Source organism: Methylobacterium terricola (genome assembly GCF_006151805.1).
In the GTDB taxonomy this organism is placed as follows: Bacteria; Pseudomonadota; Alphaproteobacteria; order Rhizobiales; family Beijerinckiaceae; genus Methylobacterium; species Methylobacterium terricola.
Window position 1 is genome coordinate 202121 of sequence record NZ_VDDA01000002.1, and the last position, 24376, is coordinate 226496.

General features: G+C 72.2%; 18 protein-coding genes and 1 pseudogene. 14 read left to right on the forward strand and 5 right to left on the reverse strand.

From position 1 onward, the window contains the following. Positions 1-24: 24 nt before the first annotated feature. Positions 25-381, reverse strand: a complete 357-nt coding sequence (locus FF100_RS05240) for a DUF2293 domain-containing protein (RefSeq protein ID WP_171070057.1) — start codon at positions 379-381, stop codon at positions 25-27. Positions 382-647: 266 nt separating this feature from the next. Here FF100_RS05240 and FF100_RS05245 point away from each other — a divergent pair, with 266 nt between their 5' ends. The 8 genes from FF100_RS05245 (at position 648) to FF100_RS05280 (ending at position 8295) form a co-directional block, all read left to right on the forward strand. Beyond that, a complete protein-coding gene (locus FF100_RS05245) occupies positions 648-953 on the forward strand; it encodes a hypothetical protein (RefSeq protein WP_139034518.1) in 306 nt (101 codons plus the stop codon). A gap of 20 nt (positions 954-973) precedes the next feature. After that, complete coding sequence (locus FF100_RS05250; protein WP_139034519.1) at positions 974-1903, forward strand: ABC transporter ATP-binding protein; 930 nt, start codon at positions 974-976, stop codon at positions 1901-1903. Positions 1904-2018: 115 nt separating this feature from the next. After that, the gene (trpA, locus tag FF100_RS05255) at positions 2019-2840 is read left to right on the forward strand and encodes a tryptophan synthase subunit alpha (protein WP_139034520.1); all 822 of its coding nucleotides are present in this window, start codon (positions 2019-2021) and stop codon (positions 2838-2840) included. A 46-nt stretch (positions 2841-2886) separates the two neighbouring features. After that, on the forward strand, positions 2887-3855 hold the full coding sequence (gene accD, locus FF100_RS05260) for an acetyl-CoA carboxylase, carboxyltransferase subunit beta (protein ID WP_139034521.1): 969 nt from the start codon (positions 2887-2889) through the stop codon (positions 3853-3855). Between the two features lie 174 nt (positions 3856-4029). Continuing rightward, complete coding sequence (locus FF100_RS05265; RefSeq protein ID WP_139034522.1) at positions 4030-5355, forward strand: bifunctional folylpolyglutamate synthase/dihydrofolate synthase; 1326 nt, start codon at positions 4030-4032, stop codon at positions 5353-5355. A 205-nt stretch (positions 5356-5560) separates the two neighbouring features. After that, positions 5561-6424 carry an outer membrane protein gene (locus tag FF100_RS05270; RefSeq protein ID WP_139034523.1) on the forward strand — a complete coding sequence of 288 codons (864 nt, stop codon included), beginning with the start codon at positions 5561-5563 and terminating at the stop codon, positions 6422-6424. A gap of 219 nt (positions 6425-6643) precedes the next feature. Continuing rightward, positions 6644-7390: an AraC family transcriptional regulator gene (locus FF100_RS05275; protein WP_246101928.1), complete on the forward strand. Its 747-nt coding sequence runs from the start codon at positions 6644-6646 to the stop codon at positions 7388-7390. 80 nt (positions 7391-7470) lie between these two features. Then, the gene (locus FF100_RS05280) at positions 7471-8295 is read left to right on the forward strand and encodes a methyltransferase domain-containing protein (protein ID WP_139034525.1); all 825 of its coding nucleotides are present in this window, start codon (positions 7471-7473) and stop codon (positions 8293-8295) included. Here FF100_RS05280 and FF100_RS05285 read toward each other — a convergent pair. Both FF100_RS05285 and FF100_RS05290 read right to left on the reverse strand, forming a co-directional pair. Then, positions 8286-9626, reverse strand: coding sequence for a sigma-54-dependent transcriptional regulator (locus tag FF100_RS05285; RefSeq protein ID WP_139034526.1), 1341 nt, complete (start codon positions 9624-9626; stop codon positions 8286-8288). The genes FF100_RS05280 and FF100_RS05285 overlap by 10 nt on opposite strands. Then, positions 9623-11464, reverse strand: a complete 1842-nt coding sequence (locus FF100_RS05290) for a sensor histidine kinase (protein ID WP_139034527.1) — start codon at positions 11462-11464, stop codon at positions 9623-9625. Before FF100_RS05290 ends, FF100_RS05285 begins: the two co-directional genes overlap by 4 nt. A gap of 359 nt (positions 11465-11823) precedes the next feature. Here FF100_RS05290 and FF100_RS05295 point away from each other — a divergent pair, with 359 nt between their 5' ends. The 3 genes from FF100_RS05295 (at position 11824) to FF100_RS05305 (ending at position 15215) form a co-directional block, all read left to right on the forward strand. Beyond that, positions 11824-13173 carry a dicarboxylate/amino acid:cation symporter gene (locus tag FF100_RS05295; RefSeq protein WP_139034528.1) on the forward strand — a complete coding sequence of 450 codons (1350 nt, stop codon included), beginning with the start codon at positions 11824-11826 and terminating at the stop codon, positions 13171-13173. 123 nt (positions 13174-13296) lie between these two features. Next, complete coding sequence (locus tag FF100_RS05300; RefSeq protein WP_139034529.1) at positions 13297-14115, forward strand: alpha/beta hydrolase; 819 nt, start codon at positions 13297-13299, stop codon at positions 14113-14115. Between the two features lie 110 nt (positions 14116-14225). Further along, positions 14226-15215, forward strand: a complete 990-nt coding sequence (locus tag FF100_RS05305; RefSeq protein WP_139034530.1) for a cation diffusion facilitator family transporter — start codon at positions 14226-14228, stop codon at positions 15213-15215. Between the two features lie 108 nt (positions 15216-15323). On the opposite strand, the gene FF100_RS05310 is transcribed toward FF100_RS05305, so the two are convergent. After that, entirely contained in the window at positions 15324-17351 is a 2028-nt protein-coding gene (locus FF100_RS05310) for an elongation factor G (protein ID WP_139034531.1), read from the reverse strand. A gap of 247 nt (positions 17352-17598) precedes the next feature. On the opposite strand from FF100_RS05310, the gene FF100_RS05315 reads away from it, so the two are divergent. Then, a complete protein-coding gene (locus FF100_RS05315) occupies positions 17599-18456 on the forward strand; it encodes an HTD2 family dehydratase (RefSeq protein ID WP_139034532.1) in 858 nt (285 codons plus the stop codon). 75 nt (positions 18457-18531) lie between these two features. Then, entirely contained in the window at positions 18532-19539 is a 1008-nt protein-coding gene (locus tag FF100_RS05320; RefSeq protein WP_139034533.1) for a TRAP transporter substrate-binding protein, read from the forward strand. Positions 19540-19726: 187 nt separating this feature from the next. Here the strand turns inward: FF100_RS05320 and FF100_RS05325 are convergent, their stop codons facing one another. Next, positions 19727-20341 carry an NIPSNAP family protein gene (locus tag FF100_RS05325; protein ID WP_139034534.1) on the reverse strand — a complete coding sequence of 205 codons (615 nt, stop codon included), beginning with the start codon at positions 20339-20341 and terminating at the stop codon, positions 19727-19729. Positions 20342-20912: 571 nt separating this feature from the next. Here FF100_RS05325 and FF100_RS05330 point away from each other — a divergent pair. Continuing rightward, positions 20913-24315 (forward strand): annotated as a pseudogene (locus FF100_RS05330) (5'-nucleotidase C-terminal domain-containing protein); the annotation flags it as partial. Positions 24316-24376: the final 61 nt, after the last annotated feature.

The following is a 24376-nucleotide window of genomic DNA, read 5'->3' on the forward strand; positions in this document are numbered from 1 at the left end:
CGCTGCCCGCTCATATAGGGACGGTCACGCCGACGCGCCTCCGGACGCCTCCTCGTCCTCGCCGATCCGCCGGCGCACGCCCCACTCGGCCAGCACGGCGTTGAGGTCGTCGAGGACGAAGTGGCGGGCGCTGTCCTGGTCGTAGCCCTCCGCCAGGAGGGAATCGTACTCGGTGAAGACGTGACGGGCATACGACACCAGGCCGAGCCAGGCGGCGGTCTCGGGGGCGGCACCCCGCAGGCCGGTGCTCGCCAGCGCCCGGTCGACGATCGCCTCCGCCTCGAATTCCGGCACCCGGGGGGCGAGCCGGGACAGGGCCGCCTCCACCGCCTCGCGGCGCGTCGGGGGAGCGGACGGACGCGGATCGGGGCGGCGGGTCATCGGCAGTCTCGACGCGGACACGGACGGGGACCCTGCCGGAGCGCGGCGGTCCTGTCACCCCTCCGGTGGGGATGCCCGACACGCGATGTCCCGGGAGCTGCGTTCGATCGTGTGACGTCGGGAAGGGGCCGCGCGACCCGCCCTGGACCGACCGCCGGCTGCGCCGATCGGCGCCGGTGTCCCTCGGGGCCGAAAAATGCAAAGGTGCCGGCGATTGCCCTTTTCCCGGTCTCCCGCGATCCCGCGGGCGGCCCCGAGACCCCGCCATGCGCCTCCTTCTCGCCGCCGCCCTCCTCGCCCTCGCCGCCGGTTCCGCCGCGGCGCAGACCGGGACCCCCGCCCCGGCCGGGGCCGCGACCGCCGGCGTGGCCGCGCCGGACGCGAGCCCCGCCCCCGCCGGCCGGCGCCAGCCGCGCCGGGTCGAGGGGGCGCAGGCCGCGGTCAAGCCGGCGCCCGCCAAGGCCGATGCGGCGGACACCCTCCGCAAGGCGCAGGCCGCCACCGCGGCCCGCGACAAGGCCTGGGATGCCCGGATGAAGCGGACCCTCGGGTCGATCTGCCACGGCTGCTGATCGCCCGGAAAGGCGCGCCGATGATCCGCTTCGAGGGCGCCGCCAAGACCTATCCCGGCCAAGCCAGGCCGGCGCTCGACGCCTTCGACCTGACGGTCGCGGCCGGCACCACCTGCGTGCTGATCGGGCCGTCGGGCTGCGGCAAGTCGACGGCGCTGCAGATGGTCAACCGGCTGGTGGTGCCGAGCGCCGGCCGGGTTTGGATCGAGGGCCGCGACGTCGCCGGGCTCGACCCGATCGCCCTGCGCCGGGGCATCGGCTACGTCCTCCAGGGCGTCGGGCTGTTCCCGCACCGGACCGTGGCCCAGAACGTCGCGACGGTGCCGGGGCTGCTGGGCTGGACCGGCAAGCGGATCCGGGAGCGGGTCGACGCGATGCTCGACCTCGTCGGTCTCGAGCCCGGCGAGTTTCGCGACCGGCGGCCGGATGCGCTCTCGGGTGGCCAGCGCCAGCGGGTCGGCGTCGCCCGGGCGCTCGCCGCCGACCCGCCGGTCCTGCTGATGGACGAGCCGTTCGGCGCCGTCGATCCGGTGGCGCGCGCCCGGCTTCAGGACGAGGTCCGGGGGATCTTGGGGAGGCTGGGGAAGACCGTGCTGATGGTCACCCACGACATCGACGAGGCGGTGCGGATGGGCGACACGATCGCGCTGATGCGCGAGGGCCGCCTGGTCCAGGTCGCCCCGCCCGCCACCCTGCTCGCCGCCCCGGCCGGCGCCTTCGCGGCGGAGTTCGTCGGCGGCGACCGGCTGCTGCGCCGCCTGTCGCTGCTGCCGGCCCGCGACCATGCCGGGCCGGATCCCGCCGGCGCCGCGCCGCGCCTCGCCCCCGATGCCTCGCTCAAGGACGCCCTGGCGCTGATGCTGGCGAGCGGGCACGAGCGGGTGGGACTCGGCGACGGCTCGGTGACGCTGGCGGCCTTGCGCGCCGCCGCGGAGGCCGCGCCCGCGTGAAACTTTATCTGCGGCCCCCGATGGTGTAGGCGCGGCGATCCGTTCCGCCCGTCCGCGGCGCGCGCCTTGCGGGCGTGACGCCGCATCCCAAGGGCCCGTCCCAAGGTCGCCCCCGATGTCCACCCGCCTCGCCGACACCTTCGCCCGCTGCCGCGCGGAGGACCGCGCCGCCCTCGTCACCTACGTGATGGCGGGCGACCCCGATCCGGAGACCTCGCTCCAGGTGCTGCGCGCCCTGCCGGAGGCCGGGGCCGACATCGTCGAGTTCGGCCTGCCCTTCACCGACCCGATGGCGGACGGGCCGGCGATCCAGGCGGCCGGCCTGCGGGCGCTCAAGGGCGGTCAGACCCTCGCCCGCACCCTGGAGCTGGTGGGCCGCTTCCGGGAGGAGAATACCGGCACGCCGGTGATCCTGATGGGCTACTACAACCCGATCTACACTTACGGCGTCGCCCGGTTCCTGGAGGAGGCCAAGGCGATCGGGATCGACGGGCTGATCGTCGTCGACCTGCCGCCCGAGGAGGACGACGAACTCTGCCTGCCGACGATCCAGGCCGGCCTCGCCTTCATCCGTCTCGCCACCCCGACCACCGACGAGGCGCGCCTGCCGGCCGTGCTCGCGAACACCGCGGGCTTCGTCTACTACGTCTCGATCACCGGCATCACCGGCACGGCGACCCCGGATTTCGGCGTGGTCGCCGGCGCGGTCGAGCGCATCCGCCGCCACACCGACCTGCCGGTGGTGGTCGGCTTCGGCGTCAAGACCGGGGAGCACGCCGCCGCCATCGCCCGGGGCGCCGACGGCGTGGTGGTCGGCTCGGCGATCGTCGACGCCCTCGCCCGCTCCCTCGACGGCGAGGGCAAGGCCGGGTCCGGCTCGGTCGCCGCGGTGACGGGGCTGGTGCGCGAGCTCGCCGCCGGCGTGCGCGCCCGCTGACACCCCATATAGAGCCCATACGACAACCGACGGCCGAGGAGCGATCATGGTCGAGGCGATGAACTGGATCTCCGAGGTCGTGCGCCCGAAGATCAAGACGCTGTTCAAGCGCGAGACGCCGGAGAACCTCTGGGTGAAATGCCCGGAGACCGGCCAGATGGTGTTCCACAAGGAGGTGGAGGCCAATGGCTGGGTGATTCCCGGCTCCGAGCACCACCTGCGCATCACCGCGCAGCAGCGCCTGAAGCTGATGTTCGACGAGGGCAAGTGGCTCGACGTGCCGCTGCCCGAGGTGGCGCAAGACCCGCTGAAGTTCCGCGACGAGAAGCGCTACGCCGACCGCCTCAAGGACGCCCGCACCAAGACCGGGATGGCCGACGCGTTCAAGGTCGGGTTCGGCCGCGTCGGCGGCTTGCCGATGACGGTGGCGGTGCAGGATTTCGGCTTCATGGGCGGCACGGTCGGCACGTCGGCCGGCGAGGCCTTCGTGCGCGGCGTCGAGACGGCGATCGAGAAGCAAACGCCCTACGTGCTGTTCGCGGCCTCCGGCGGCATGCGGATGCAAGAGGGAGTGCTGTCCCTGATGCAGATGCCCCGCACCACGGTGGCGGTGCGTCGGCTCAACACCGCCCGCCTGCCCTACATCGTGGTGCTGACGAACCCGACCACCGGCGGCGTCACCGCCTCCTACGCGATGCTCGGCGACGTGCACCTCGCCGAGCCCGGGGCGCTCATCGGCTTTGCCGGCCCGCGGGTGATCGAGCAGACCATCCGCGAGAAGCTGCCCGACGGCTTCCAGCGCGCCGAGTACCTGAAGGATCACGGCATGGTCGACCAAGTGGTCCACCGCCGCGACCTCAAGGGCACGATCGCCCGGCTGTGCGGGCTGCTGATGCAGGTCCCGGTGGGGAGCACGGAGGCGGGGACGCCCGAGGTCCGGACGGAGGCGAAGACCGAGGCCCGGTCGGACGGCAAGTCCGACACCAGGGCCGACGCCAAGCCGGTCCCGGCCTAAGGCGCGCGCGCCGCCCCAACCCGCCCGGCTCCCTCGCCGGGCTGGCCGGGGCATCGCCCGAGATTCCGGCCCGAGACCCCGCTCCCGGATCCCGGCCCTTTGCCGGGCTTGCCGGCCCCGCTCGGCTCTGCTCCCTTCTGACCCACCGGTGACGAGCCCGGACGGAACGCCCCGATGGAATCCTCCGACGCCCTTATGGCGCGCTTCCTGGCGCTGCACCCGCGCACCATCGATCTGTCGCTCGGCCGGATCGAGCGGCTGCTCGCCGCCCTCGGCCATCCGGAACGGCGCCTGCCGCCGGTGATCCATGTCGCGGGCACCAACGGCAAGGGCTCGACCATCGCCACGATGCGGGCGATCCTGGAGGCCGGCGGCCTCTCGGCCCATGTCTACACCTCGCCCCATCTCGTCCGCTTCCACGAGCGCATCCGTATCGGCGCCGTCGGCGGCGGCCGCTTCGTGCCGGAGGAGCGTCTGGCCGAGGCTTTCGCCCGCTGCGAGGCGGTGAATGCCGGGGCGCCGATCACGGTGTTCGAGATCACCACCGCGGCGGCCCTGCTGCTCTTCTCCGAGGCGCCCGCCGACGTGCTGCTGCTCGAGGTGGGCTTGGGCGGGCGGGTCGATGCCACCAACGTCATCGACCGGCCGGCCTGCGCCGTGGTGACGCCGATCGGCCGCGACCATGCCGAATATCTCGGCGACACCGTCGAGGCGGTGGCGGGCGAGAAGGCCGGCATCTTCAAGCGCGGCTGCCCGGCGGTGATCGCCCCGCAGGACTACGCCCAGGCCGACGCGGTGCTCTGCGCCCGGGCCGAGGCGGTCGGGGCCGCCCCGATCCTCGTCGGCAACCAGGATTTCTCCGCCTACGAGGAGCGCGGGCGGCTGGTCTACCAGGACGAGGACGGCCTCCTCGACCTGCCGAGGCCGCGCCTCGCCGGCCGCCACCAGATCGTCAATGCCGGCACGGCGATCGCCGCCCTACGCGCCGCGGGCTTCGGCGATATCGGGACCGAGGCCTTCGAGGCCGGGCTCGGCGCCATCGAGTGGCCGGGCCGGCTGCAGCGCCTGCGCCAGGGGCGGCTCGCCGGGCTCGTCCCGCCCGGCTCGGAGCTCTGGCTCGACGGCGGCCACAACATCGACGGCGGGCGCATCCTCGCCGCCGCGATGGCCGATTTGCAGGAGCGCGGGGACGCGCCGCTCGTCTTGGTCTCCGGCCTGCTCGGCACCAAGGACGCGGAAGGCTTCCTGGCCAACTTCTCGGGCCTCGCCCGCTTCCTGGTGGCGGTGCCGATGCCCGGCCAGATGGCGGCGCGGCCGGCCGAGGAGGTCGCCGGGATCGCCGGCAAGGTGGGCCTCTCCGCCACGACGGCGCCGAGCGTCGAGGCGGCCCTGGTCTCCCTGAGCGACCGGGCCTGGGAGCGCCCGCCCCGGGTGCTGATCTGCGGCTCGCTCTACCTCGCCGGGGCCGTGCTCGCCGCCAACGGCACGCCGCCGGCCTGAGCGCACGGGATTTGCCCGGACTGCCCGAATCTGCGCCGCCGCAGCCTGTGGGATCAGCGGGATCCGTCGCCTCCAGACTTGACATTTCCGCGTCGTCACTCGGGAGGTCCGTGTCGTTGCCGCACCGATGTGGCTGAACTGCTACATCGTGCGCCACCGAAATGGTCTAGCTTCGCCTCGATCGGGGAACCTGCTGGGGACCATCATGAAGAAACTCCTGAGTGCTTTCGCTGCCTTCACCGCGCTGACCGCCGCCGCTTCGGCCGCGGACCTGCCGCGTCGCGTTGCTCCGCCGCCGGTGTTCACGCCGGTGCCGGTCTTCACCTGGACCGGCTTCTACGCCGGTTTCAACGCCGGCTACGGCTTCGGCACCGATGACCGCCGCGGCGGCACCGTCGTCGGCGTCGGCCCGGCCACCGGCCTCGTCGCCGTCCCCACCGTGATCGCGTTCCCGGGCCAGCGCTCGGCCGAAGGCTTCGTCGGCGGCGGCCAGATCGGCTACAACTACCAGTTCACCCCGGGCTCGGGCGTCGTGGTCGGCATCGAGGCCGACGCGCAGTACGTCGATTTCGGCCGTGACCGCAACCGCTTCGCTGCCACCGGCCCGATCGCCGCGCAGCAGGTGTTCAACCCGCTCGGCCTGACCGGTCTCGACTACTTCGGCACCGTCCGTGGTCGCCTCGGCTACGCCTTCGACCGCACCCTCGTGTACGCCACCGGCGGTTTCGCCTACGGCTCGGGCGGCGGTCGCGATTTCGGCCTGCCGAACAGCTCGCGTGACGAGTTCCAGACCGGCTACGCCGTCGGCGGCGGCGTCGAGTACGCTCTGCCCACCGACTCGTTCCTGAACTTCTTCCGTTCGTCGGCCGTGACGATCAAGGTCGAAGGTCTGTACGTGAACCTGGATCGCGGCAACCGCAACAACGGCGTGTTCGCGATCAACAACGCCGGCACCCCGATCGGCCTCGGCTCGCCGGGCGTGGTCGTCGTGAACGCCGCCCAGTTCCGTCGCGAGACCGAGTTCGCGGTCGTCCGCGCCGGCCTGAACTACAAGTTCGGCACCTACTAGTACCTGAATTCCGTCGTCTCGGCGGAGCGGAGCCCGGCCTCACGGCCGGGCTTTCTGCGTTGTGCATCCACTGCATCGCCCGAGGACGTGGTGATCGGCGCTTCGCGAGAACGAGCGGCAGGATCGGCGGGTTCGACAGCGCAGCGACATAGGGCGAGCATGGCGAGGGACCGGCACGAGGCGCGACACCACCGCTCCGGCCTGTCCGGACTCGAGGCGATGTCGCTTGCCTCCGCGCGCACCTTCCCGCGCCACGGGCACGACCAGCTCGGCCTCGGCGTCATCGTGGCGGGGGGCCACCGTTCCTGGAGCGGCCGCGGCCCCGTCGAAGCTCTCGCGGGCGACGTGATCACCGTCAATCCGGGCGAGATCCATGACGGCGCACCGGTCCGGGCCGGGATGCGGGCATGGCGGATGCTCTACGTCGAGCCCCACCTCCTCGACGGGCTTCTATGCGAGACGGTGTCCGGACCCGTCGAGATCACCCGGCCCGCCGTCAGCGACCCGGCCCTCGCCGCCCACCTCGTACGGCTCTTCGCCGATCTGATCGCCCCCACCCCGGACCCCCTGGCGATCGAGGAGACGATGGTGCGGACCCTGACCCACCTCGTCGCGCGTCACGGGAGCCGGCCGGTGCCGCGGCCGGGGCCGCCGCCCTTCGTGACCCGCGCCCTGCATCGGATCGAGGAAGCGCCCGAGCGGCCGACGACCCTCGCGGAACTGGCCGGGCTGTCGGGAGTCGGCCGGTTCCAGCTCCTGCGCGGCTTTGCCCGGGCGGTCGGCACCACGCCGCACGCCTATCTGCTGCAGCATCGTGTCCGGCTGGCCCGCCGGCTTCTCGGGGCGGGGCGCAGCCCGGCGGCGGCGGCGGCGGAATCCGGCTTCGCCGATCAGAGCCATCTGACCCGCGCCTTCGTCCGCCAGTTCGGCGTGACGCCGGCCCGCACGCGCGCTGCCCTCGCCTGAGGCGCAATCGCGTTCAAGACCGCCGTGCGCCCGCGCGCGACACCGTCCCCGGGGGCCGGATGCGACGGCGGGAGGACGCGATGGGGCAGGATCAGACCTACATTCATGGCTATGCGGCGGCGGAGGACCGTCGCCTGCACGACCAGGCGGCGACGCTCGAAGAACTCCTGCACCACGACAGCACGTTCCCGGCCGGAAGCTCCGTGCTGGAGGCGGGCAGCGGGGTCGGGGCCCAGACGCTTCCGCTGCTGCGGCGCAGCCCCGGCATCCGGCTCACCTGCCTGGACCGCTCCGCAGCGTCGCTCGATGCGGCCCGGACGCGCCTGCGCGCCGCCGGCCTGCCCCTCCCCGATTTCCGGCAGGCGGATCTGTGCGCGCTGCCGTTCCCGGACGGTGCCTTCGATCACGCTTTCGTCTGCTTCGTGCTGGAACACCTGCCGGAGCCGGACGCGGCCCTCGCCGAGCTGCGCCGTGTCCTGCGCCCGGGCGGCAGCCTCACGGTGATCGAGGGCGATCACGGCTCGGTTCTCCTCCATCCCGACGACGAGGCCGCCCAGGCGGCGATCGCCTGCCAGGTGGCGCTGCAGCGAACGGCCGGCGGGGATGCCCGGATCGGTCGCCGGCTCGCACCGCTGCTCGTGGGGGCCGGCTTCGTCGCCGTGCGGGTCTCGCCGCGCCCGGTCCATGCCGATGCGGGCCGCCCGGCCCTGGTGGACGGGTTCGTTCGCCGGACCTTCACGGCAATGGTTGCCGGTGTCAGGGACGAGGCCGTGCGGGCGGGACTGACCGACGCGGCGGCGTTCGAGGCCGGATTGCGCGCGCTCCTGCGCACGACGGAAGCGGACGGCACCTTCGGCTACACGTTCTTCAAGGCGACGGCCGTCGCTCCCCCCGCTCAGCGATAATCGTTCGGGTCGAGGCCGTGGCGGGCGATCTTGTCGTAGAGGGTCTTGCGCGGCGTGCCGAGGGCCTCGGCCGCCACCCGCACGTCGCCGCCGGCCATGATCAGCTCGTCGCGGATCAGGCCGCGCTCGTGGCGGTCCATCTGCTCGGCGAGCGTCGCGGGCTTCGCCGGCTCGGCCGCGGCCGGGCCGGTGGGCGAGAGGCCGAGCGCGCAGCGCTCGGCGAAGTGGCCGAGCTCGCGCACGTTGCCGGGCCAGTCGTGCCGGCTCAGGTGCTCGCGCATCGCCGGCGTCACCGGCGGCGGCTCGCGGTTGAAGCGGGCGGCGGCCTTGCGCAGGAAGTGCTCGAACAGCAGCGCCACGTCCTCGCGCCGCTCGCGCAGGGGCGGGATCGCCACCGAGACCACGTTCAGCCGGTAGTAGAGGTCGTCGCGAAAGGTCCCTTGCGCGGCGGCCTGGCCGAGATCGATCTTGGTCGCGGCCACCACCCGCATGTCGACGGGCTGGATCGCGTTGGTGCCGAGCGGTTCGACCACCCTTTCCTGCAGCACCCGCAGGAGCTTGACCTGGATGGTGAGCGCCATGCTCTCGATCTCGTCGAGGAACAGCGTGCCGCCGTCGGCATGCGCGATGCGCCCGACCCGCTTCTTGAGCGCGCCGGTGAAGGCCCCGGCCTCGTGGCCGAACAGCTCGCTCTCGACCACGGTGTCGGGCAGCGCGCCGCAATTCATCGCGACGAAATTGCCCTTGGCCCGGCGGCTCCAGCGGTGGAGCGCGCTCGCCACCACCTCCTTGCCGGAGCCGGTCTCGCCGAGCACCAGCACGTCGACATCGGCCTGCGCCACCTCGCGCACGAACTGACGCAGGCGGGTGATGGCCGGCGAGACGCCGAGGAAGGCCGGATCCTCCGCCACCGCGGCGTCGAGGCGGGCCCGCAACGAGCGGTTCTCCTGCACCAGCGCCCGGCGCTCGAGGGCGCGGCGCACCGAGGCGACCAGCGTCTCGGCCGGATAGGGCTTGGCCAGGAAGTCGTAGGCGCCCGAGCGCATCGCCCGCACCGCCATGGTGATGTCGCCGTGGCCGGTGATCAGGATCACCGGCAATTCGGGATCCGCCTCCTGCAAGGCGGCGAACAGGCCGAGCCCGTCGAGCCCCGGCAGGCGCACGTCGGTGACGACGACGCCGGGGGGATCGGCGAGGATCGCCCGCAGCGCCGTTTCGGCATCGGCATGGGTCTCGACGGTGAAGCCGGCGAGGTCGAGGCTCTGGCCGTTGGCCCGGCGCACCTCCTCCTCGTCGTCGACGAAGACCACGCGGTCGGACGGCCCGGTCATGCGGCGGCTCCCTGCTCTGCCGGCGCCAGCGGCAGCTCGACCCGGAACAGGGCGCCGCCCTCCGGCGACGGCCCGGCCGAGAGCGTGCCGCCGCACTCCTCGACGATGCCGCGGGAGATCGCGAGCCCGAGCCCGAGGCCGTTGGCCTTGGTGGTGAAGAAGGCGTCGAAGACTTGTCCGCCCCCGTCCGGCAGCCCGCCGCCGTTGTCGCCCACCTCCAGCACCGCGCGCTCCCCCATGACCCGCACCGTCACGGCGATGCGGGGATCGTCGGCGCCCGCGACCGCATCGAGGGCGTTCTGCACCAGGTTGACCACGACCTGCTCCAGCCGCGGCCCCTCCCCCAGGACATAAGGCGATGGCTCGGGCAGGGCGAGGGCGAGGTCGATGCCCGCAAGCCGCCCCTCGACCACTTCGAGGCTCGCCCGCACCACGCCCGTGAGCGCCACCGGGTCGCGCCGCCCGGAGGCCTTGCGGGCGAAGCCCTTGAGCTGGCGGGTCAGTCCGGCGATGCGCTCGGTCAGGCGACCGACCGCCGAGAGGTTCTCGGTCGCCTCCGGCAGCCGGCCGCGCTGGATCAGGATGCCGGCATTGTCGGCGTAGGAGCGGATCGCCGCGAGCGGCTGGTTGATCTCGTGCGCCATGCTGGCGGCGAACTGGCCGAGCGCCGCGAGGCGGCCGGCATGGGCGAGCTCGCGCCCGAGGCGCTGGCGGTCGGCCTCGGCCCGCCGGCGCTCGGCGATCTCGGCCTTGAGCTTCTGGTTGGCCTCGGTGAGGGCCTGGGTGCGTGCCCGCACCCGCTCCTCCAGCTCGGTGCGCCGGGCCGCCGCCTCGGCGAGGCTCGCCCGCAGGCGCCGGCGCCGGCCGACGATCTCGGCGACGCCGAGGCAGGCGAGGCCGACCGCGAGGCCGGCGATGACCTGGGCCTGCAGCCGCTCGCGCGCCACCGCGACGCCGATCCGGGTCAGGGTGTGAAGCCGCCAGGTCGTGCCGGGGATCGGCGCGTCGAGCGGGAGCGCCAGGCGCGCCGGCTGGGCGCCGCCGCCGACCCGGACGAGGCCCGACCCGTCCGAGGCCGGGTAGAGCGGCAGGGGCGCGAGGGGGGCCGCGCCGAATTCGAGCCGCTCGCGGATCAGCCGGCGCTCGTCGTCCGGCACCGGGTGCAGGGCGCCGAAGCGCCAGGCCGGCTCGCTCGCCATCAGGACGATGCCGCGGGGATCGGTGACCATCACGGTCTCGCCGCCCTTCTTCCAGGACTCGCGCCAGGCCTCCTCGATCGCGTCGAACTCGACCTTGACCACCACCACCCCGGTCCGGCCGTCCGGCCCGGCGACCCGGCGGCTGAGATAGAGCCCGGGCCGGCCGCTGACCGTGCCGAGCGCGAATTGCCGCCCCGCCCCGTCGGCGAGCGCCTGCTGGAAATACGGCCGGAACGCGTAGGAGATGCCGACGAAGCTCCCCGGCGCGCCGGCATTGCTCGCCGCCACGGCGGTGCCGTCCTGGCGGATGACGTAGATCACCGCCGCCCCCGAGGCGCGGGCGATCTCGGCGAGGCGGTCGTCGACCCGGGCGATCAGCGCCGGATCGGGCGATCGTCCCACCACCGCGGCGATCTCGGGGTCGCTGGCGAGCGCCAGCGGCAGCGAGCCCTGCTTCTGCATCTCGGTGCGGAAGGCCGCGACCTGGAGCGCCAGGGTCGCGTTGGCCGAACGCCGCAGGTCGGCCAGCGCCGCCCGCTCGGCGATGCGCCCGGCGACGAGGGCGGCGGCCAGCACCGCCGCGAGGCTCAGGATCCAGGGCAGGGCCGGCGAGCGCGCGAAGGCGCGCCAGCCGGTCACGGCCGCCCCGCGGGGTGGCGGGCCGGGGTCCGAGGGCTTGCGGATTTCCGCACGGTTTCCCGGTCCGCTTTGCGGCGCGCCGGACGCTTCCACCGGGCCGTCTCCTCATGGGGTTGGAAAAAGCTTTTATTCGTCTGCACTTAACAAAAAATTTCGATTTTTTCCCGGCTGGCACGCCGGTTGCCATTGGGTGTCTGTCCGCGGCCTGCCGGTGCGCGGCAGGCCCGCGAAAAGGTCGATCACCGGTCACGAGATCCATCGCCAAGAGGCCGATCCCGCCTCGCGGCCAAGAGCAAGAGCGTCGCCCCGGTTCCGCCGACGACGCCGTCCCGCAACAAGCCATATAGGGAGAACGTCCGATGGCTACCGTCCCGTCCCCGCTGACCGCGCCGCACGCGCCGCCGGCGCCGAAGCCGATCTACAAGACCCTCTACTTCCAGGTGCTGGTCGCCGTCGCGATCGGCATCACGCTCGGGCATTTCTACCCGCAGCTCGGCGCCGACATGAAGCCGCTCGGCGACGCCTTCATCAAGCTCGTCAAGATGATCATCGCCCCGGTGATCTTCCTCACCGTGGTCTCCGGCATCGCCGGCATGACCAACCTCGAGAAGGTCGGCCGGGTCGGCGGCAAGGCGCTGATCTACTTCCTCACCTTCTCGACCCTGGCGCTGATCGTCGGCCTGATCATTGCGAACCTCGTCCAGCCGGGCGCAGGGATGCACATCGATCCGAAGTCGCTCGATCCCAAGCAGATCGCGATGTACGCCGAGAAGGCGAAGACGCAGACGATCACCGACTTCCTGATGAACATCATCCCGTCGACGGCGGTGGGTGCGTTCTCGGGCGGCGAGATCCTGCAGGTCCTGTTCTTCTCGGTGCTGTTCGGCTTCGGCCTCGCCTTCCTGGGCGAGCGCGGCAAGCCGGTGCTCGACTTCATCAAGATCCTGTCCGAGGCGATCTTCGGCGTCGTCCACATCATCATGAAGGTCGCTCCCATCGGCGCCTTCGGCGCGATGGCCTTCACCATCGGCAAGTACGGCATCGCGTCGCTCGCCAACCTCGCCTACCTCGTCGGCGCGTTCTACCTGACCTCGGCGATCTTCGTCTTCGGCGTGCTCGGCCTGGTCGCCCGCTACAACGGCTTCTCGATCGTCAAGCTGATCCGCTACATCAAGGAGGAGCTGCTCCTGGTGCTCGGCACCTCGTCCTCCGAGTCGGCGCTGCCCTCGCTGCTCGAGAAGATGGAGCGCGCCGGCTGCTCGAAGCCCGTCGTCGGCCTGGTGGTCCCGACCGGCTACTCGTTCAACCTCGACGGCACCAACATCTACATGACCATGGCGGCCCTGTTCATCGCCCAGGCGACGGACACGCCCCTCACCTACGGCGAGCAGGCCCTGCTGCTCCTCGTCGCCATGCTGTCGTCCAAGGGCGCGGCCGGCGTCACCGGCTCGGGCTTCATCACGCTTGCCGCGACCCTCGCGGTGGTCCCCTCCGTGCCGGTCGTCGGCATGGCGCTGATCCTCGGCATCGACCGCTTCATGTCGGAGTGCCGGGCGCTCACCAACTTCATCGGCAACGCGGTCGCCTGCATCGTGGTCGCCCGCTGGGAGGGTGAGGTCGACATGGACCGCCTGAAGGCCGCCCTCGACGGCAACCCGCTGCCGCTCGACGAGACCGGCCCGGTCCCGGCCCTCCAGGCCGCCGAGTGAGCGACGATCCGGGGCCTCGAGGCCCCGGTCAAGAAACGAGGGCGGCCCTGCGCGCGGCGCGGGGCCGCCCGTCTCGTTTTCCGGGTTATCGTCGCGCCGGATCTGCTCACGCGGGGGACGACGATGGCGGGTGACGACTGGCGCGGGATGGACCGCGCGACGCTCAGCAAGGCCTACGACAATTCCGGCGCGGTCGCCGGCAGCAGCGCCTTCATGGCAGCCTTGCGCGAGCGCAGCGCGGCGTTCCGGGAGACCAAGGCCGGCGAGCTCGACTTGCCCTACGGCGAGGGCGCGCGGCAGCGCTACGACCTGTTCCGCTGCGGTCGGGCGGGAGCGCCGCTCCTGGCCTTCATCCATGGCGGCTACTGGCAGCGCAACGACAAGAGCGGCTTCTCGGCGCTCGCCGAGGGCCCGCTGGCCCGCGGCCTCGACGTGGCGATGATCGGCTACACCCTCTGCCCCGAGGCGACGATGACCGCCCTCGCCGCCGAGATCCCGGCGGCTTTGGCGGCCTTGCGGGCGCATGCCGCCCCGCCGCGCCTCGTCGTCTCGGGCTGGTCGGCCGGCGGCCACCTCGCGGCCCTCGCCATGGCCTGCCCGGAGGCCGATGCGGGGCTCAGCGTCTCCGGCATCTTCGATCTCGCACCGATCCGCCGCACGGCGCTCGACGACGCGCTCCACCTCACCGAGGACGAGGTGGCGGCGCTCTCGCCGATCCGGCACCTGCCGCGCAAGGCGGGCCCGCTCATCGTGGCCTACGGGGCGGACGAGCTGCCGGAACTGTGCCGGCAATCGCAGGTCTACCACGCCGCCTGGGCCGGGACCGGCCTTCCCGGCGACCTCCTGCCGCTTCCGGGCAACGACCATTTCACGGTGCTCGACCAGATGATCCGGCCGGACGGGGCGCTGACCGAGGCGGCGTTGCGGCTGGCGGCCGGGTGAGGCTCCCCCCCGCCGGGCTCGCCGTCCTGCGGGCCCTGCCCTAGAGATAGAGGCGCCGCGACGACCGTCCGGGCGCGGGGACGCCCGGGCGGAGCCACCAGGGATCGGGCATGGGCCAGCACCACGACCACGCGCATCACGACCATGACCACCATGATCACGGCCACGGGCATGGTCACCACCACGGTGCCGGCCATTCGCACGGCCCGGGCCACGTTCACGCCCCGGCGAGTTTCGGGCGGGCCTTCGCGGTCGGCATCGCGCTGAACACCGGCTTCGTGCTGATCGAGGGCGTCTACGGGTTCCTCACCGATTCGGTGGCGCTGCTCGCCGATGCCGGCCACAACCTCTCGGACGTGCTCGGCCTCGTCGTCGCCTGGGCGGCGGCGACCCTCGGGCAGCGCCGGCCGACGGCGCGCTTCACCTACGGCCTGCGCTCGTCCTCGATCCTCGCCGCCCTGTTCAACGCGGTGTTCCTGCTGGTCGCGGTCGGCGCCATCGCGCTCGAGGCGGTGCAGCGCTTCAGCGCGCCCGCCCCGGTCCCGGGTCTCACCGTGACGATCGTGGCGCTGATCGGCATCGCGGTGAACGGGATCACCGCCTGGCTGTTCGCGTCGGGCCGCAAGGGCGACCTCAACGTGCGCGGCGCCTACCTGCACATGCTGGCCGATGCCGCGGTGTCGGCCGGCGTCGTGGTGGCGGGCCTCGTCATCCTGTGGACCGGCTGGACCTGGGTCGATCCGGTGACCAGCCTCGTCATCGTGGCGGTGATCGTCGCCGGCACCTGGGGTCTCCTGCGCGACAGCCTCGTGCTCTCCCTCGATGCCGTGCCCCCGGGCATCGACCCGGCCGAGGTGCGGGCCTGCCTCGCCGAGCGGCCGGGCGTCGCCGAGATCCACGACCTCCACGTCTGGCCGATGAGCACCACCGAGACGGCCCTCACCGCCCATCTGGTGATGCCGGAGGGGCATCCCGGCAACGCCTTCCTCAACGATTGCGCGGCCGTGCTGCGCCGCCGCTTCGGCATCGCCCACGTGACGCTCCAGGTGGAGCTGGCCGGCGGACCGGCCTGCGCGCTCGCGCCGGATCACGTGGTCTAAGCAGATTTCGCAAGCGCGGCGGCCGGTTTTGCGACGACAATCTGCGACGAGAACGAGACTCCCGGCGGACCAGCGTCGGCAGGCCAATGCCGATCCGCCGGGAGTGCCCTACCCCGCCTTGCGCACCGGCTGGCGCGCCAGCACCGCGTCGGCGGCGCGGCCCGTCAGCTCGGCCCGGTGGTCGAACCGGGTGGTGAAGGTGCCGATGCCGGCGGTGGCCGAGCGCAATTCGACGATGAGGTCGGTCATCTCGGCCTCGGGGATCAGCGCCTCGACCACGTCCCAGCCGGACCAGCCGGGCCGGGCGTCGAAGCCGAGGATCTGGCCGCGGCGGGCGGTGACGAGGCCGGTCGCCTTGGCGGTGGCGCCGCTCGGCACCGCCATCGACACCGCCAGGACCGGTTCGAGCAGCACCGGCCCGGCCTTCGCCAGCGCCTCCTCCAGGGCCAGCCGCGTCGCGGCCTGGAAGGCGGCATCCGACGAATCGACCGCGTGGGCGGCGCCGTCCTTGAGCGTCACCGCGATGTCGACGACGGGAAAGCCGAGCGGCCCCCTGGTGGTGAAGGCCCGGGCGCCGGCCTCGACCGAGGCGATGTATTGGCGCGGCACCGCGCCGCCCACCACCTCGTCCTCGAACGAGAACCCCTCGCCCCGGGGCAGCGGCCGCACGGCGAGCGCCACGTCGGCGAACTGGCCGTGGCCGCCAGTCTGCTTCTTGTGCCGCGCCCGCGCCTCGGCGGGTCCCCGGATCGTCTCGCGATAGGCGATCCGCGCCGGCGCGGTCTCGACCCCGATGCCGAAGCGCGAGGCCAGTCGCTCGACTGCGACCCGCAGGTGCATCTCGCCCTGGCCCGACAGGCGCAGGTCGCCGAGTTCGGCGCGGTGCTCGACGATCAGCGCCGGGTCCTCCTCGGCGAGCTTGGCGAGCGCCGCCGAGAGGCGAACGTCGTCCTTGCGGTCGCGCACCCGCAGCGCCAGGGCGTGGACGGGCTCCGGCGGCGGCAGGGTCACCAGGGCGTCCGGCGTTCCGGGGCCGGTGGTCAGGGTCTCGGCGGTGCCGATGGGGTCGAGCTTGGCGAGGCCGACGACCTCGCCCGCCTGCCCCTCGGGCACGCGGTGGCCCGCGGCACCCGCGAGCCGGGTCAGCGCCGCCACCCGGGCGCTGCCGCCCGATCCCGTCACCGCCTCGCCCTCGCGGAGCGTGCCGCGCAGCACCCGGCCGACCGAGAGCTTGCCGCCGAAGCCGGTATGCAGGGTCTTCATCACCTGGACCAGCGGCGCCCCCTCCTCCGCCACGCCGAGGCGCGCCCGCGTCCCGGGCAGCCCCGGCGCCTCGTGCCGCAGCGCCTTCAGCAGGCGGGTGATGCCGTGGCCGTGCTCGGCCGAGCCGAACAGCACCGACACCACCTGGCCGTCGCGCAGCTCGCTCGCGAGATCGGCGAAGACCCGGTCGGCCTGCGGCTCGACCTCGGCGATCAGATCCTCCATCAGGGCATCGTCGTGATCGGCCAGGCGCTCCAGCATCATGAAGCGCTCGGCCTTCTCCCGCGGCAGCTCGCCGTCGGGCAGGGCCACCACCTCGCTCGGGGCCTGCTCGCGCCAGATGAAGGCCCGCTCCAGCGCGAGATCGATGAAGCCGACCGCCGCCTCGCCCTCGATCAGCGGAACCTGGCGCATCAGCAGCGGCACCCGCGAGGCCGGTTGCAGCAGCGCCAGGGCCTCGCGCAGCGAGCCCGCCGCCGTCTCGGCCTTGTTGATGAAGAGAAGGCGGGGGATGCCGGCGGCCTCCAGCTCCCGGAGCGTCAGTTCGAGCGCCGGCACTTTTCGCGCGTCGGCCTCGCAGACCACGATCGCGGCGTCGCATGCCGGCAGCACCGCCCTGAGGTCGTGGGCGAACTCGATCGAGCCCGGGCAGTCGACGAAGGTGAAGGTCTCGCCGAGGAACTGCGCCGTGGCGAAGGCGGGCTCGACGCTCATGCCGTGCGCCCGCGCCTCGGGCGAGGTGTCGCCGATCCGGGCGCCGACGCGGCCGGGCCGGTCGATCGCGCCGGTGCGATGAAGGATGGCCTCGAGCAGGGCGGTCTTGCCGCTCTGGAACGGACCGACGATCGCGATGCACCTGTGCTGCGCAGCCACGTGACGTCTCCACCCTGTCTTTTATTGAGAGGGAGTTAAGCACCGTGCCGATGCCAGGTCCAGGCGGCAGGTGTGCGGGCGCGAAATCGCACCGATAGGGGACCGGTCAGGCCCGCGAGAGCATTGTCCGACGAGGCGGATGCCGGTTCGTCGCAGACGATGCGGCAAAATCAGGGACCGAGGGCAGCCCCCGATTGCAACGCGATCGGGGGCTGCTCTAGAGCGGGCGACGGACAGGGAATGCGTGATGCCCGAGATCGACATCGACCATCTGCGCAGCTGGATCGGCCGCACCCGGGAGGTGGAGGACGTCGTGACGCCGCGCCTCGTGGCCGAGTACCGGGCGACGCTGGCGCCCCACCTCGCTCCCGTGGCGGAGGGCGAGGCGCCGCTGGCCCTGCACTGGTGCCTCGCCCCCGAAACCCCGGCCGCCGACGCGCTGGGGCCCGACGGCCACGCCGCCAAGGGTGGGTTCCTGCCGCCGGTGCCGCTGCCGCGGCGGATGTGGGCTGGCGGCGAGGTCGAGACCCTGGCCCCGTTGCGCGTCGGTGACCGGGTGGTGCGGCGCGAATCCGTGGCCGACGTGACGGTCAAGCGCGGTCGCACCGGCACGCTCTGCTTCGTCACCGTGTGGCACGAATACCTGACCGAGCGCGGCCCGGCGATCCGCGACCGGCAGGACATCGTCTACCGCGAGGCGAGCCGGCCGGGCGACGCCGCGCCGGCGGCGAAGCCCGCCCCGGACGAGGATGCGGCGGCGTGGTCGGTCGAGGCGAATTCCGTGCTGCTGTTCCGCTACTCGGCCATGACCTTCAACGGCCACCGTTTCCACTACGATCAGCCCTACGCGACCCAGGTCGAGGGCTATCCCGGCCTGGTGGTGCACGGGCCGATGCAGGCGAGCCTGCTCCTCAACTTGGCGGCGTCGCGCCTCGGCCGGGTGCCGGCCCGGTTCCGCTACCGCGGCGTCGCGCCGATGATCGCCGGATCGCACTTCGCGGTGGCGGGACGGCCGGAGGGCGAGGGCTTTCGCGCCTGGACCGCGACCGGCGGGCAGATCCACATGGAGGCCGAAGCCCATTTGGAGGCGGAGGCCGAGGGTTAGGCGTTCGGCGGATTGCGCCGGCGGGCCCGAACTGTCAGCCTCGCGACCAAACCAGAACGAGAACGAGGAAACGCCATGCCGACTCTGACCCGCCGCGCGCTCGCGGCCGGCACCGCCCTCCTGCTCCTGTCGGGGGCGGCGCTGGCGCAGGCCCCGATCGTGATCAAGTTCAGCCACGTGGTCGCGCCCGACACCCCGAAAGGCCGCGGTGCCGACAAGTTCAAGGAACTGGCCGAGAAGTACACCGGCGGCAAGGTGAAGGTCGAGGTCTACCCGAACTCGCAGCTGTTCAAGGACAAGGAAGAGGTCGAGGCGCTGCAGCTCGGCGCGGTGCAGATGCTGGCGCCGTCGCTGGCGAAGTTCGGGCCGCTCGGCGCCAAGGAGTTCGAGGTCTTCGACCTGCCCTACATCCTGCCCGACAAGGCGGCCCTGCGCCGGGTCACCGACGGGGCGCTCGGCAAGCGCCTGTTCGACAAGCTGCAGACCAAGGGCATCACCGGGCTGGCCTACTGGGACAACGGCTTCAAGGTGATGAGCGCCAACAAGCCGCTGCGGATGCCGGCGGATTTCCGCGGCCTCAAGATGCGGATCCAGTCCTCGAAGGTGCTGGAGGCGCAGTTCCGCGCGCTCGGCGCGATCCCGCAGGTGATGGCCTTCTCGGAGGTCTACCAGGGTATGCAGACCGGCGTCGTCGACGGCTCGGAGAACACGCCCTCGAACATGTTCACCCAGAAGCACCACGAGGTGCAGAAATACGTGACCCTCTCGGATCACGGCTATATCGGCTACGCGGTGATCACCAACAAGAAGTTCTGGGACGGCCTGCCGGCCGAGATCCGGACCGAGCTCGACAAGGCGATGAAGGAGGCGACCGTCTACGCCAACGAGGTCGCCGACAAGGACAATGCCGAGGCCCTCGACGAGATGAAGAAGTCGGGCAAGACCACCTTCGTCACGCTCACCGCCGACGAGAAGGCGGCCTGGAAGGCGGCGCTCGAACCCGTCACCGCCGACATGGCGAAGCGCGTCGGCAAGGACGTGATCGAGGAGTTCCAGAAGGAGGCGAAGGGCGGGACGCAGTAGGGACGGGCCGAACGCGCCAGAGCCTGCCTGGCCGGTCGGGCCCGTCGTCGCGCATCGACTCCTCCATCTCTTCGCCGTCATCCCGGGTCTCGACGCCGTCGGGTCCCGGGATCCATGGCCGTCAGGGCGGAGCCCGGCCGCGCGAAGGGCCGCCGAGGGTGGACAGCCGGAGCGGCGCGGGGGACGCTCAGGCCAGGGGAGAAAATCCCTGGGGTAGCGCGATGGTCGAGGTTGCGTCCGCGATCTGTTCGGGGCCGCCTTTCGGCGGCCAGACGCCGGCCGCATAGGCGCGGGACCGCAAGCCGGCTCGCTCTGCCAGGCTCGCGAAGGCCCAGAGATGCGTGATCCGCGGCATGCCGTCGAGGGCATACATGTTCAGGACGAGGTGCTCGGTGTATTCGCGTGCCGGTTCGATCGCGGCCTCCCAGCCCGCGAGCGTTGGTGTCAGACCACCCGGCTTGAGATGATAGGTCCGGAACTCATAGACGCCACCACGATCTCCCGTCCGGATTGACGGCAGGAAGGGGAAAGGCGCGTAGCTGTCCATCGTCAGCGCCGTGATCAGGCTTCCGGCATTGAAGGGGTTGGCGCTCAGAAGGGCACGCCGACGTTCGATCGTCATATCCTCCGGTGCCTCGAACCCCCGCAGCACGATCAGGCGCCCGAGTGTGCCGATCTCCGTTCGCCAGCAGCCAAGCACATCCCCCTTCGCATCGGGCGCATCGATCCAGGCATGAACGCCCTCCGATGCCTGGCCGACGGCAAGGAGCGGGCATGAGAGGGTCGCGAGTTCGTAGAGCATGGGGACCTCGGCGTCGTCGTGCGTTCAAAGCGAGAGCGCGCCATTCGGTTCAGGGGCCGATCCGCGTCCGGGCTGGAAACGCCCCGGCCCGGCGCCCGCGGCTGGCCCTGGCCGCCGGCAACCTTCACAGCACTGTCGCAGAACGCCCCTACAGAGCGAACACAGTCCGAAACATGCCGTAACACGGCAGCCTCCCCGCCCTTCCGGTCCGACACGTCGAACGATCGCGGGCGAGCCCGGCGCCGCTGCGTCTCCCCGTCCGCCCAAGACCTAACAGGCGCGCGCCGACGGGTAAGCACGCCTGTCGCGTCGCCGCTCTCCCCGCGCGTCCGGAGACGCTGGAACCATGGCCACGACGCTCGCCAGCGGCACTGCGATCCCCGCCGCGGCGCCCTCGCTCCAGGGTCGCTCCGGCGCGACAGCCACTACGCGGCCGACGGCGGCGAGCGCGCCCCGGCTCGTGCGGGATCCCACCGCTCCCATCGCCAGGCAGGTGCCACCGGACGCCGAGGCGGCGGCCTGCGATTCGCCGACGAGCCGGCTCCACGTCCAGGAAACCATCGGGACCCGCATCGCGCCCGCCGCCGCCCCGGCCGACGCCGCCGCCGTCACCCCGCGCGTCGGCGAGGCGGTAAGGGCCGGGACCGGCGCGATCATCCTCGTCGACGGGGCGCGCGACACCCGCACCATCCCGGTCACCGACGCCGCCGGCCACGCCGTCGCGGGCCTCGCGCAGGACCAACCCGACTCCACCACCCAGCAAGGCCGTCCCGATGACCTACACGCTCCAGATCCTGCACGCCTCGGACTGGGAGGCCGGCCTGCTGGCGACCCAGCGGGCGCCGATCTTCGCCGCGCTCGTCGACCGGTTCGAGGACGCGGTCCCGAACTCGATCACCCTCTCGACCGGCGACGGCTGGATCCCGAGCCCGTTCTTCATCGCCGGCGCCGACCCGCAGCTGAACGCGACCTATAACGGCGTCTACAACCAGCTCTACGGGCTGTCGGGCGCCACCGCCTACAGCCGGCTGACCGCCTCGCCGGGCCGGGCCGACATCACGATCCAGAACGTCATCGGCGTCCAGGCCGCGGTGTTCGGCAACCACGAGTTCGATTCCGGCCCGACCGAGGTCGCCAACATCATCGGCGCCAATCTGGGCTCGGCCCCCGGTGCGGCCGACGACACCTGGGTCGGGGCGCAATTCCCCTACCTGTCGGTGAACCTGAACTTCTCCCGCGAATCGTCGCTCTCGGGTCTCGTCCACCAGGACGGCGACAGCGCCACCTTTGCCCAGACCGGCCCGGCCTCGACCCAGACCGGCACCGGCGCCGACAAGATCGCCAAGTCGACGATCATCGTCGAGAACGGCGAGAGGATCGCCTTCATCGGCGCCACCACCCAGCTCGAGCCGCTGCTGACCACGCTCGGCAACGTCACGCTCGACGGCTTCACCGGCCGCGACGAGATCGCGCTGCTCGCCCAGCAGATCAACGCCGAGGTCGACCGGGTGCTGGCGGCCAATCCCGGCCTCGACAAGGTCATCGTCGGCACCCACCTGCAGCAACTTGCCAACGAGCAGGCGCTGGCGCCGCTGCTGCGCAACGTCGACGTCCTGATCGGCGGCGGTTCGCACACCCTCCTGGCCGATTCCGACGACCGGCTCCAGCCGGGCGACGTCCCGGGCGGCGCCTACCCGCAGCTCTTCACCAACGCCTCGGGCCAGACCCTGGCCCTGGTCAACACGGCATCGGAATATTCCTATCTCGGCCGCCTGACCGTCACCTTCGACGACCAGGGCAACATCATCCGCGACTCGATCACGCCGCAGACCTCGGGCGCGATCCCGGTCAACGGCGACTCGATCGCCCGGACCTGGGGCTCGACCGACCTGGCCTTCGCGCCCGGCACCAAGGGCTACCTCGTCAAGGAAATGATCGAGGGCCTCGACGTCAACAACGACGGGATCCAGGAGACCGCCGGCGTCGCCGACGTCATCCGCCAGCAGGACGGCAACATCCTCGGCCGCACCAGCGTCTACCTCGAGGGGCGCCGCGGCGAGGTCCGCACCGAGGAGACCAACCTCGGCGACCTCAGCGCCGACGCCAACCTCTGGTACGCCAAGCAGTACGATTCCTCGGTCGCGGTCTCGATCAAGAACGGTGGCGGCCTGCGCGACTCGATCGGCTCGTTCTCGACCGCCGGCGGCGGCACCGCCGAGCTGCCCCCGGCGGCGAACCCCTCCGCCGGCAAGCAGGCGGGCGACATCTCGCAGCTCGACGTCACCAACTCGCTGCGCTTCAACAACGCGCTCGCCGTCACCACGGTCTCGGCGCTGGAGATGAAGCGGATCCTGGAGCACGCGGTCTCGGCCAGTACGGCCGGCGCGACGCCAGGGCAGTTCCCCCAGATCGGAGGCCTGAGCTTCTCCTTCGACGCCACCAGGACCGCCCAGACCCTCGACGCCAACGGCGCCGTCACCCGCGAGGGCCAGCGGATCCTCAATGCGGCGATCGTCGACGGGAGCGGCCGGATCACCGACACCCTGGTGCAGAACGGCCAGGTCGTCGGCGATCCGGACCGGGGCATCCGTACCGTCACCCTCGACTTCCTGGCCACCGGCTCGTCGAGCGCCCCGGGACTGGGGGGCGACAACTATCCGTTCCCAGCCTATGGCGAGAACAAGGTGGCCCTCGCCACCGCCCGGCCGGGCGCGTCGCTGCCGAATGCCGCGACCTTCTCGGCGCAAGGCACCGAGCAGGACGCGCTGGCCGAATACCTGCGCGCCTTCTACGCCACGACCCCCTACGGCACCGCCGACACCCCGCCCGCTAGCGATACCCGGATCCAGAACCTCGCCGCCCGCAGCGACACGGTGCTGGCCCGCGGGGTCGTCCGGACCGGCACCGACGGCAGCGACACGCTCTCCGGCACGGCCTTCGACGACATCATCAGCGGCGGCGCCGGCGACGACACCGTCGTCGCCTCGCCCGGCCACGACATCCTGCTCGGCGGCCGGAACGCCGACGGGTCGACCGGGACCGACACCCTGGTGCTCCACTCGAGGCTCGCCGACGCCACCGTGACCCGCGACGGCGCCTATGCGCTGATCGTCGGGCCGGAGGGCGAAGGCCGGGTGACCGGGTTCGAGCGCTACGTCTTCACCGACGCGACGGTGGTGACCGCCGACGGCTCGCCGCTGGTCGACGACCTGTACTACCTCGCGAGCAACAAGGATGTGCTCGCCGCCGGCTGGGACGCCGACGCCCACTACGCGGCGGATGGCTGGAAGGAGGGCCGCGATCCGAGCGCCCTGTTCTCCACCACCGGCTACCTCGCCGCCAACCCGGACGTGCGGGCCGCGAACGTCAATCCCCTCGCGCAGTACGACCAGGCCGGCTGGAAGCAGGGCCGTGACCCATCGGCGCGCTTCGACACCGAGCTCTATCTCGCCCGCAACGCGGATGTGCGGGCCGCAGGGATCGATCCGCTCAAGCATTACATCGAGTATGGCCAGGGCGAGGGCCGGGCGATCGACGACGCGATCGGCAAGGCCACCGACCTCGCCGTGCATCCGGGCTTCGACGCCGAGTATTATCTGTTGTCGAACCTCGACGTGGCGCACGCCGCGACGGCGTCCGGCAGGGACCCGTCCGCCTATGCCTACGATCACTACCAGACCTATGGCTGGAAGGAGGGCCGCAACCCGAACGCGGTGTTCGACGCCAAGGGCTACCGCGATGCCTACCAGGACGTGAAGGCGGCCGGGATCGACCCGCTGATGCACTACGACCAGTATGGCTGGAAGGAGGGCCGCGACCCGTCGAAGGGCTTCGACACGACGGCGTACCTCGCCGCCTACGGCGATGTCGCGCAGGCCAAGATCGACCCGATGCAGCACTACCTGCAATACGGCGCCCTCGAGGGCCGCGAGCGCTTCGCCGACACCACCTTCGGCGCCGGCATGATCGGGTAAGCCGCCCCGCCCACCCTGGGAAAGGCCCGGGCGGCCTCCGCCGCCCGGGCCTTTTCCGTGC